The sequence below is a fragment of the Falsiroseomonas tokyonensis genome, from assembly GCF_019024325.1.
Taxonomy (GTDB): domain Bacteria; phylum Pseudomonadota; class Alphaproteobacteria; order Acetobacterales; family Acetobacteraceae; genus Falsiroseomonas; species Falsiroseomonas tokyonensis.
In genome coordinates this window covers 18,134-28,252 of record NZ_JAFNJS010000018.1, presented here as the reverse complement: position 1 = coordinate 28,252, position 10,119 = coordinate 18,134, and the positions used below count along the sequence as shown (strand labels likewise).

General features: G+C 65.2%; 9 protein-coding genes. All 9 read right to left on the bottom strand.

All coding sequences use genetic code 11. The features are described from left to right. Positions 1 to 101, bottom strand: a 101-nt coding sequence (locus J3S20_RS31335; protein ID WP_216840359.1) for a cation transporter, incomplete at its 3' end; no start/stop codon positions are given. Between the two features lie 208 nt (positions 102 to 309). Then, positions 310 to 639 carry a hypothetical protein gene (locus J3S20_RS28675; protein WP_216840353.1) on the bottom strand — a complete coding sequence of 110 codons (330 nt, stop codon included), beginning with the start codon at positions 637 to 639 and terminating at the stop codon, positions 310 to 312. A gap of 64 nt (positions 640 to 703) precedes the next feature. After that, positions 704 to 1,072: a hypothetical protein gene (locus tag J3S20_RS28670; RefSeq protein WP_216840352.1), complete on the bottom strand. Its 369-nt coding sequence runs from the start codon at positions 1,070 to 1,072 to the stop codon at positions 704 to 706. A gap of 64 nt (positions 1,073 to 1,136) precedes the next feature. Beyond that, complete coding sequence (locus J3S20_RS28665) at positions 1,137 to 4,382, bottom strand: efflux RND transporter permease subunit (RefSeq protein ID WP_216840351.1); 3,246 nt, start codon at positions 4,380 to 4,382, stop codon at positions 1,137 to 1,139. A gap of 14 nt (positions 4,383 to 4,396) precedes the next feature. Next, positions 4,397 to 5,635, bottom strand: a complete 1,239-nt coding sequence (locus J3S20_RS28660; RefSeq protein WP_216840350.1) for an efflux RND transporter periplasmic adaptor subunit — start codon at positions 5,633 to 5,635, stop codon at positions 4,397 to 4,399. Between the two features lie 17 nt (positions 5,636 to 5,652). Further along, entirely contained in the window at positions 5,653 to 6,957 is a 1,305-nt protein-coding gene (locus J3S20_RS28655; protein WP_281419652.1) for a TolC family protein, read from the bottom strand. Between the two features lie 785 nt (positions 6,958 to 7,742). After that, entirely contained in the window at positions 7,743 to 8,207 is a 465-nt protein-coding gene (locus tag J3S20_RS28650) for a DUF411 domain-containing protein (protein ID WP_216840348.1), read from the bottom strand. Positions 8,208 to 8,311: 104 nt separating this feature from the next. Continuing rightward, on the bottom strand, positions 8,312 to 8,950 hold the full coding sequence (locus tag J3S20_RS28645) for a transmembrane anchor protein (RefSeq protein WP_216840347.1): 639 nt from the start codon (positions 8,948 to 8,950) through the stop codon (positions 8,312 to 8,314). A gap of 12 nt (positions 8,951 to 8,962) precedes the next feature. Then, on the bottom strand, positions 8,963 to 9,676 hold the full coding sequence (locus J3S20_RS28640) for a HupE/UreJ family protein (protein ID WP_216840346.1): 714 nt from the start codon (positions 9,674 to 9,676) through the stop codon (positions 8,963 to 8,965). Positions 9,677 to 10,119 lie beyond the last annotated feature (443 nt).

The following is a 10,119-nucleotide window of genomic DNA, read 5'->3' as shown; positions in this document are numbered from 1 at the left end:
TCCACCCCAGGCAGCCGCTCGACAGCCCGCGTCACCTTGGCGACGCAACTGGCGCAGTCCATGCCTTCAACCCGCCAGACCAGCCGTGCTGTCGTGCTCATCTGCGCAATCCTATGCCGCCGGACCTAGGTATGGGACCTCTAGCGGCTGGAGGTTCAAGCCCCCTTTTCAAGAAACCCACCAGCAGGTGCCTTTGCGAGGGGTGGCTGAACAAATCGCAGAAGCGGGACCCTACCTATGGCGGCCCGGTCGGGCGCCATAGGCCGGAAGTAGCTCAAGAAGATCCACTTCCTGACTGGAGAGGGGGCCTCAAGGCTGCGGCGTTCCATTGATGACAGGCATTGGGCCGTCGTTAAGGCGGATGCATTGCGACCCGGGCGGAACGCGTTCCAACTGGGTTAGGCAGACGATCAACACGCCCTGCTTCACCAGATGATAGGCGAAGGTCCTTCCCTGCAAGGACGCAGCCGCGATCTGCCAATCCTCTGCAAGAAGGCGAGGAAGCGACTCCCTGACGGGTGAACCGTGCAAAGGAACCACTGGAACGAGAAGCTGCGCAGGAACCTCATTTTGCTGGGCAACTGCACCAGGCTGATTCAACGCAAAGAGGGACACTGCCAACGCGACAAGACGTCTCATGACCCTTTCCTTTCCTGTGCCGCTGCTGCAAGCCGGCTGCATCTAGGACTCGCACGGAAGCGGATTAAAACCTCGCTTGGCCGCTGCGGCCCGCGGGGTTGCGGATCTGCAGCGTGAGGGCGGCGCCGCGCGGCAGCGCGGCCTGCGCAGTGCCCGCCATCGTGTTCTCAGTCGTAGGTGCAAGCTGCACGACCTGCCGCCCCTGGCCGCTGCCGACCAGGGCGGAGCCGGTGTAGCCTGCCGCCGGCACTGGGCTGCCGCTTTCGTCATAGAGATGCACAGTCACCGTGCGTTCAGCCAACATAAGCTCGGCGTGAATGCCAACGATATCCTGCATTGGTGCGCCGTGGGGTCCGCGGTCGGCGTGCCCTTGGGCCATTGCGGCGCTTCCCAGCGCCAGTGTGGCGACAGCGGCCAGAAGGAACTTCCTCATTCGACATTCTCCTTGTTGTGGTGTTGTCAGATGGCGGCATGGGCGCTTCCCACGCCGCCTATTCTCATTCCGCTGGGGCTGGCTGCGCCCGAGTGACCGCCGGAGCATCCTTGGTGGGTGCCGGGGATCGGTTGAAGCGAAGATAAAGCGCCGGTAGCACCAGCAGGGTGAGAAGGGTTGCGCTGATCAGGCCGCCAATGACGACGGTGGCAAGAGGCTTCTGAACTTCGGCTCCCGCGCCAGTAGCAATCGCCATGGGAACGAAGCCTAGCGATGCTACCAGTGCCGTCATTGCCACTGGCCGTAGCCTGGTCATGGCTCCCTGGAATACGGCTTCGTACAGCGGCATCTTGCCTGAGCTCAGCAACCCTCGGATCGAGCTCGCCATCACCAGCCCGTTCAGTACCGCCACACCCGACAATGCGATGAAGCCAACGGCGGCTGGCACGGAAAAGGGCATGTCGCGGAGCCATAGCGCGAGCAATCCGCCTGAGAGGGCGAGGGGCACTCCGCTGAAGACTATCAGCGCGTCGCGCACCGATCCCAGCGCGCCGTACAAGAGCAGCAGGATCATGAGGAAGCAGGCCGGTACCACCACCATCAGGCGCGCCCGAGCCTTGGCAAGATTTTCGAACTGGCCGCCCCAGGTGACGAAGTAACCGGGCGGAAGCTGAACCTCGGCCTCCACCCTGGCTTGCGCTTCGGCCACGATCGACCCGATGTCGCGCCCGCGGGCGTTCGCCTGCACCACGACGCGGCGACGACCATCTTCTCGGCTGATCTGGTTGGGCCCTTCAACCACGCGAAACGATGCCACCTGCTGTAGCGGGACAGAAGCCAGTTGACGTCCCTCCGGCGCGGGCAGCGGTACGGGAAGGTTGCGCAACGCATCAAGATTACTGCGCAAGGCGTCCGGCAGGCGAACGACGATGGCGAAGCGCCGGTCACCTTCGAACACCGCTCCGGCCTCACGGCCACCCACAGCCGCTGAGACCACATCCTGGACCGCGGTGACGCTAAGGCCGCGCCGCGAGATCTCGGTCCGGTCCACCGTGATCTCCAGGAACGGCAGGCCGGTCGCCTGTTCCACCTTCACGTCGGCGGCGCCCTGGATGCCGTTCAGTATTCCTGCAATCTGGCCAGCCGCCCGAAGCATCGGGCCGTACTCGTCGCCAAACACCTTAACCGCCAGATCGCCGCGAACGCCCGCGAGCAGTTCGTTGAACCGCATCTGGATCGGCTGCGTGAATTCGAGCGCATTACCAGGAAGCCGCGCAACCGACGCCTCGATGCGGCGGACCAGTTCATCCTTGGGCAAGGAGGGGTCCGGCCACTCAGCTCGAGGACGCAGGATGATAAAGGTGTCGGAGGCGCTGGGCGGCATCGGGTCGCTTGCCACCTCCGCGGTGCCGGTCTTGGAGTAGATGAACGCGACCTCCCGGAAGGCCGAGATGCGGCGCTCGATGGCCGACTGCATGGCCTGCGACTGCGCCAACGAGGTGCTGGGAATGCGCAGCGCCTGCATGGCGAGATTGCCCTCGTCGAGTGTCGGGATGAATTCCTGGCCGAGGCGACCAAACAGAGTCAGCGACGCCAGGAACAACAAGGCCCCAATCGATATGACTGGCACTGGCGATCGCAGGGCACGGTTGAGCGCGGGTGCGTACCCCCGCTTGAGAACGCGAACGAGCCAGACCTCCTGCTCCTTCACGCGCCCGGTCACGGCGATTGCGATCAGTGCCGGGACCAGCGTCAGGGACAGCACGAAGGCGAAGGCCAGCGCGATGATGACCGTCTCGGCCATCGGCACGAACATCTTGCCCTCGACGCCCGTGAAGGTCAGGAGCGGCGCATAGACGAGAATGATGATTGCCTGGCCGTACAACGACGGCCGGATCATTTCCCGTGCGCTGTCGGCGACGGTCTGAAGCCGTTCCTCCAGCGTCAGGATCCGGCCCTTCTCGTGCTGACGTTCGGCCAATTGGCGCAGGCTGTTTTCGGTGATGATGACGGCGCCGTCCACAATCAAGCCGAAGTCCAGCGCGCCGAGGCTCATCAGGTTGGCGCTGATGCCGCCGCGCACCATTCCGAAGGCCGTCAGCAGCATCGTTAGCGGGATCACCGCCGCGGTGATCAAGGCGGCGCGGATGTTGCCCAGCATCAGGAACAGCACCGCGACCACGAGCAGGGCGCCTTCGCTCAGGTTCTTGGCTACGGTCATGATGGTGGAGTCGACCAGCACGCCCCGGTCCAGCACTGCCTTGGCTTCGATCCCGGGCGGCAGCGCGCGCGCCACCTGGTTAAGCCTGTCCTGGACAGCGGCGGCCACGGTACGACTATTGCCGCCGATCAGCATGAGCGCGGTGCCGACTACCACTTCCTGGCCGTTGCCGCTGGCACTGCCGGTGCGAGGCGCCTGTCCAATCTGCACACGCGCCACGTCGCGTAGCAGGATGGGCACGCCCTCGCGCGTCGCTACCACGACCTGTTCCATTTCGGCCGCCGAAGCGAGCCTGCCGGGTGAGCGAACCACCAAGCCCTCGCCACCGCGCTCGACGTACCCTGCGCCCATGCTCGCATTGTTGCGCTCGAGCGCGTCTGCAATGTCCCGGAAGGTGAAGCCCAGTCCCATGAGGCGCGCCGGATCGGGCTGCACGACGTACTGCTTCACATACCCGCCGATGGCGTCGATCCCGGCAATGTTCGGGACGTTGCGCAGCTGGGGGCGGATGATCCAGTCCTGCACGGTTCGCAGATAGGTCGCCCGCGCAAGGTCGTTAGTTAATTGTTCACCTTCGGGCGTGCGGTAGCTTCCGTCCGGCTGCCAGCCTGCAGCGCCCTGTTGAACCGTATCGCCGGGCCTCCGGTCCGCGAAGCGGACGGTCCACATCAGGACCTCGCCGAGCCCAGTCGACACTGGTCCAAGCCGAGGCTCAATGCCTTCGGGCATCGCCTCCCGCGCATCGATGAGCCGTTCGGTGACCTGCTGCCGCGCGAAGTAGATGTCGGTGCTCTCGGTGAATACCGCGGTAACCTGACTGAAGCCGTTGCGGGAGATCGAGCGGGTGCTCTCCAGTCCAGGGATCCCGGCCAATGCCGTCTCAATCGGCAGGGTGACCTGCTTCTCGATCTCATAAGGCGATAGCGAGGGCGCGAGCGTGTTGATCTGCGCCTGGTTGTTGGTGATGTCCGGCACTGCATCGATTGGCAGCCGCGCAAGCGACCAGGCACCCACCAAGGCGGCGACAATGGCGAACAGCACGATTGTCCAGCGCTGGCGGACAGAAAAATCGAGAATGGGGCCGATCATGTCTGATGTTCCCCTTAGTGACCGTGACCGGCTTCGGACTTGCCGAGTTCAGCTCGCAGCACGAAGGCGTTGCCAACGGCAATCTCGGTATCGGGGTCCAGGCCAAAGATGACCTCGAAGCCGTTCGCATCCTCACGGCCCAGCGCTACCTCGCGCTTCTCGAAACCTTCAGGCGTGCGCACGAAGACGACCTTTTCGCCTTCGACCTCCTGTACGGCATCACGGGGCACAAGCACGTCCACCGGCTGTTCAGCCGTCGCGAGATGAGCAGTGACGAAGGCGCCCGGCCGCAACAGCCCCTCCGCATTGGCGATCTCGGCGACCGCGCGGGCGGAACGGGTTTCAGTATCCAGCAATGGGCTGAGAAAGATGATCCGCCCCTCGCCGCGGGTATCGTCCGGTCCTGAAAAAGTAACGACCTGGCCCTGGCGTGCCATCGGCAAGTCCCGCGGCGGAACCGCCAGCTCGACCCACAGCTTGGAAAGATCTGCGACGGTGAAGAGTTCGGCGTCCGCTGCCACAGCGGCACCGAGGATCGCCGCCCGGGCCGTCACTCTGCCCGCAATCGGGGCCCGAATCTCAAGGCGGCGCAGCGTCGTCACCGGCTGGCGCGGCAATGCCGCAACCTCAGCCTCCGACAGGCCGAGGGCAAAGAGCCGCTGCCGGCTGAGGTCGAGCTTGATGCGGGCCTCTTCGGCGGCCGCGCGGGCCTGCAGAAGATCCTGTTCAGCTGAGATGCGTTGCCGTGAGAGGCGCTCCTCACGTGCGAGCGTGGTTTCTGCCAGGGCAGTGGAGCGCGAAGAAGCAAGGAATTCTGCCTTGGCCTCGGCAATCTCGCGGCTTTCAATCACAACAAGCACGTCACCCGGCGCCACCTCCTCGCCAAGCCCTTTACGCACCTCCGCAATGGTGCCGCTTACCCGGGCTGTGACCCGCGCCAGCCGATCCTGACTCGTGGTGAGCACGCCTGGCACTGCAATCCGGCTGACGAGGACGCCGGAGGAAACAGCCGCGACCTGGATATCGGCTGCAGTAACCTGTTCAGCCGTCATGGTGATTTTGCCTTCCTCACCATGGTCTGCTTCGCCCGCCCCGTGAGCATGGCCGCCAGAGCCTGCCGGTGGGGCCGGTGCGGCTGGCGAGGAGGCGCCGGCTGGCGCGAGGATCGGCAAGCCAGCAAGGCTGCGGGCGGTCTGTGGGATGCTGGGGAAAATGATGGCCAGGGCCAGCCCGGTCAGGACCGCACCGCCCATCCATATGACTCGCGGCATCATCGAGTGCCCCCGTTCGTCAGTACGGTCGGTTCCTGGCCACGCATTCGATCGACAACCGCGCGACGCGAATGAAAATCGCGATAGGCATCGATAAGCTGGGCTCGTGCGTCCGACCGAGCCCGTTGAGCATCGAGCACCTCGAGAAAGCCGAACTTGCCTTCCGCAAAGCCGCTCGTCGCAGACCTGGCAGCCTGTTCCGCTGCTGGGAGGGCTTCCCGACGCAGGCTCTGGATCGTGCGCCACGCCAGTGCCATGCGCTGCTCGGCCGCCACGAGCGCAGCAGCCAGGCTTCTCCGGCCGCGGTCGGCCTCCGCCTCAGCCCGCAGCAGCTCCGCCTGCGCCCTCGCGATGCCGCCTTGGTTGCGGTCTCTGAACGGCAGTGGGATTGATGCCCCCGCCACAAAGGCGGTTTCACCTCCATCTTGGAAGCGGCGGACCTGGCCTTGCAGGGTGACATCCGGGATCGCGGTGGCTCGCTGCAGAGTTAAGTTGGCATTCTGCTGGGACACCGTGGCATCAAGGCGAGCTAGATCCGGATTGCCCACCAAGCGAGCTAGCGGATCGGCCGGAACGGGCGGCCTGGGAGTTGCTCCGACTTCCTCAAACCAAGACTGGCGTCGCGCCAGTTCAACCCTTGGCTCCCCAACCATCGCGGCCAAATTGGCGAGCGCCATCTCAGCCTCGCGCCGCGCCCGCTCGGTGGCGATTTCTGCATTGGCACGGACGACCTCAGCGCGTTGAACCTGGAGTATGGGCTCACGACCGGCCTCAACGCGGCCGCGTGCCGCGCGCAGCGTTTCCGCCGCAAGCCGGGCTCGATCCTGCTCCACGGCAATGGTTCGAATGGCCGCCTCGGCGTCCACAAGCGCCGTCGTCACGTCGCGAACGAGATCTAGCCTGGCCGCCTCATAGTCCAGGGTCGCAAGGTCTCCGCTTCGGGCAGCCATCGCAATGCGAGCCGCTCGCTGCCCGCCTATTTCGACCCGTTGCGACAGCCCAAGCGTAGTTTCAACGGCACGCGCCCCACGGAACTCGCCGCGGCCGCCGATGCCCCCGAAATTCTCCACTTCGATGGATGCCTCAGGGTTTGGCCGCAGCGGCGCCTGCAATGCGTCCGCCCGCGCGGCCTGCCGAGATGCGTCGGCGCTTCGCAGAGCTGGCGAGCGTGCCAGCGCCATGCTGATCGCCTGCTGGGGGGAACCAATTATCGCTGGTCCCCCGGGCCTGCTGGTCTCCTGCCCGAACCCGGCAGCCGGCACTGCGGCAAGCGATGCCGCTAGAAAAACCACATTGAAACGCATGAACGCACCTAATCACCACGGGCCACGCAAAGCCTGCCCGGCACCATTCAGGTGCCGAACAAGGCAGATTCAAAGATGGCGTGACGCTAGATGCGGGGTGGCTTGGTCAAGAGGTCTGCCATGGCTGACCTCAACATGACTCCGTCTTCGGGGAAGACTTGCCTTGCTACAAGAGAGACACGCTCTTGAATTTTGAAGGACGCCGCAGCAGCGAGCTTCGATCCGTGGTGACTAGCGCAGTGGCAGAGCGTGCCATCCACGCTGCTGAGGGGCTCTTCGCTATCGCTACCGTCTGTCACCATGATCTGCGACAATGCTGAGCTAGGCGTGGCAGCTTGACTGGCAGTGTGCGTGGGCAGTACCGCAGTCAACAGCATGATCGCGCAGACGAGAACTGATAGCCCTCGGCCGATGCAAACCATGAAGGATGCTGCTTTGGCGATCATACAGGGGTGGCCTTAGCGGATCGCGTACTCGATGTCACGCATTACAGAATTCCAATTTTTCAAGAGGTTACGTACATTTCTGGATAATCGAGCATCCTGGACGTCTTCCAGACGATCCATCAGTCTACGTAAGCCCTGAAGGAGTGTCCAGGTCCGGCAGCAAGCAAACGTCTTGCACTTCCGCCCAAATCGCAACGCCCACCACCCAAGCTGGCGCCACCAGCCGAGTGGACGCACCGGGCCGCGCGCCCAAACCCGCTCGGGAGGATCATGGCGCCAGAACGCCGAGGAACACGCCGAGCCGGATTGTCGCCTCGCTGGCCATCAAGGCGGCCCAGCTTAGGCCGGCAGGGCGCCATGGAAGCGCATGTAGGGGCGGTGCGGTGCCTCGCCGAAGGCGATGACGTCATAGCTGTCAGTGGGCTGCCCCGGCACTTCCATACCCGGCGACCCCATCGGCATCTCCGGCACCGCTAGGCCGCGCACCCCAGCCGGGCGTTCGGCCAGGAGGCGACGGATGGCCGCGGCGGGGACATGGCCCTCAAAGGCGAAGCCTTCCGCCGCGCCGGCGTGGCAGGACAGCAGGTCGGCGGGCGTGCCAAGCCGCTGCCGCACGACGCCGAGCGCCTCGGTTACCTGATCATCCACGGCGAAGCCTTCGGCACGCAGGTGCGTAACCCAGCCGCTGCAGCAGCCACAGGACGGGTCGCGCCAGACAGTGACGCGGACCGGCTCGGCCGCCCGCGCGGTGCCGCCGAGCGTGGCCGCGGAGGCAAGCAGCAGATAGCGGCGAAGTATGGACATGGGGCGTTCCCTTATCTTTTCTGTCGTTGCAGAGATGCGCCGAGCATATTGGACGCACCCCGGCTTGCGTCACCGGCGCCCATCAGGCGAGCGCTTGGCCATGATCAGGGCCGGATGATGCGGGCGTAGTCGCCGCTGGTCGTCAGCGTGATGGTGACATCCCGTCCCGAACGGTTGCGCCAGAACCAGCCATGCGTGCCGTCGAAGGCGGCGACCAGTTCACCCTGTTCACCCGAAGAGTTCCGGCCGCTGACATAGCTACGCGCGGCATTGCGGCCCGGGTTCGGCGGCTCACCATGCATGTCGAAATTCGTCGGGCCGGTCGTGGTCCAGGCGAAGCGGGCACGGGCTCCCTGGCGCATCTCCAGCTTTACCTCCGCGCCTTGGTTCGGGCGCAGGCTGAGCGTGGTCTCGTCGGATCGCGCCGCCGGCGGCGTCTGGGCGGCTGCGGAGCCGATCACCAGCCGGGCGAAGACGGTGCCCAGCAGGCCGGAGGTCGGCCCCGGTACAGCCGCGGGCGACGCCGCATCAGCCTCCGCTTCCAAGGCGAGTTGGGCCTTGAGTTCGCCCATCTCGGTCAGTCCGAGCGGGCGGCCAAGCCCGGTCGGGTCGATGCCGTATTCGGCCGGCAGCACCACGATCACGAGAAGGGCCGCGGCCGTCGCGGCGGCGATGGTGGTGGAGCGCAGGAGCTGCCGCGTGCTGGGCAGCTCGGCGCGAGTCGGCAGGTCGGTGTTGTACATGTTGGGTGCTCCTCAGGAGACGAAATAGCCGGTGAGCTGGTAGCCGATCAGCACGAAGCCGGCGGTCATCATGACGACGTTGGCGGTGTAGGCATGTCGCAGGAAGGAAGGGCTGCGGCGCCAGAAGCCCATGGCGATCAGGATGGCGCCAAGCGCGAGCAGCTGGCCGATTTCGACGCCTACGTTGAAGGCAAGCAGGTTGGGCAGCAGCCCATCCGGCGCGATGTCGTAGTCTAGGATTTTCGAGGACAGGCCGAAGCCATGGAAGAAGCCGAAGATCAGCGTTGCGACCCTGGTGTTCGGCTGTACGCCGAACCAACGCTGGTAGGCGCCGAGGTTGTCGAGCGCCTTGTAGACGATGGAGAAGCCGATGATCGCGTCGATCAGGTAGCTGTTGACGCCGATGCCGAAATACACGCCGGCCAGCATCGTCGTTGAGTGACCGAGCGCGAACAGGCTGACGTAGATGGCGATGTGCTGCAGCCGGTAGAGGAAGAAGATCACCCCGAACAGGAACAGGATGTGGTCGTAGCCCGTGACCATGTGCTTGGCCCCGAGATAGACGAAGGGCAGCAGGTTGATGCCCGCGATTTCCTGGATGTAGCCCTTGTCGCCTTCGGCGACCGCATGGGCGAGCGCCTGCACGCTGGCACCCAGGAGCAGCAGGCAAAGGGCGAGGGCGGGGACGAGCTCTCGCGGCGGGACGCCCGGTACGGGAAATTTCATGGATTGCACCAATCTGTTGCGTGGGAAGGCCGCCGGAGGCGACGACGCCGTCGATCAGGCCAGGCCGCGCGGCGGCCGCTCCATCCGGCTTACCGGTGGCGGTCGCAGGGAGATCGCCGGCCAGAGGGGCGCCCGCGCGGGTAGCAGGGTGCCGGGTGCGGCGAGCCGAGGATGGGGAGGCAATGCCTCATGCACATGATCCGGCGCGGCATGCTCCGCTTGGCCGCTGTCATGCGCGTGTCCCGGCGTATCGGCGCCATCCGGCCCATGGGTGGCGGTGGCCGCTGATGCCGGCACCGCTCCTTGCGGTGCCACCGCCATGCCGAGCGCGAGAAGAAGGACCAGCAACAACCGAACGACCAAGCCTGCCCCCCCCGCCGCCCCGATGCCCTATCCGAAGGGCGTTGCCAACCGAGCTGGCATTCCTAGCAGGCACGGCTTAT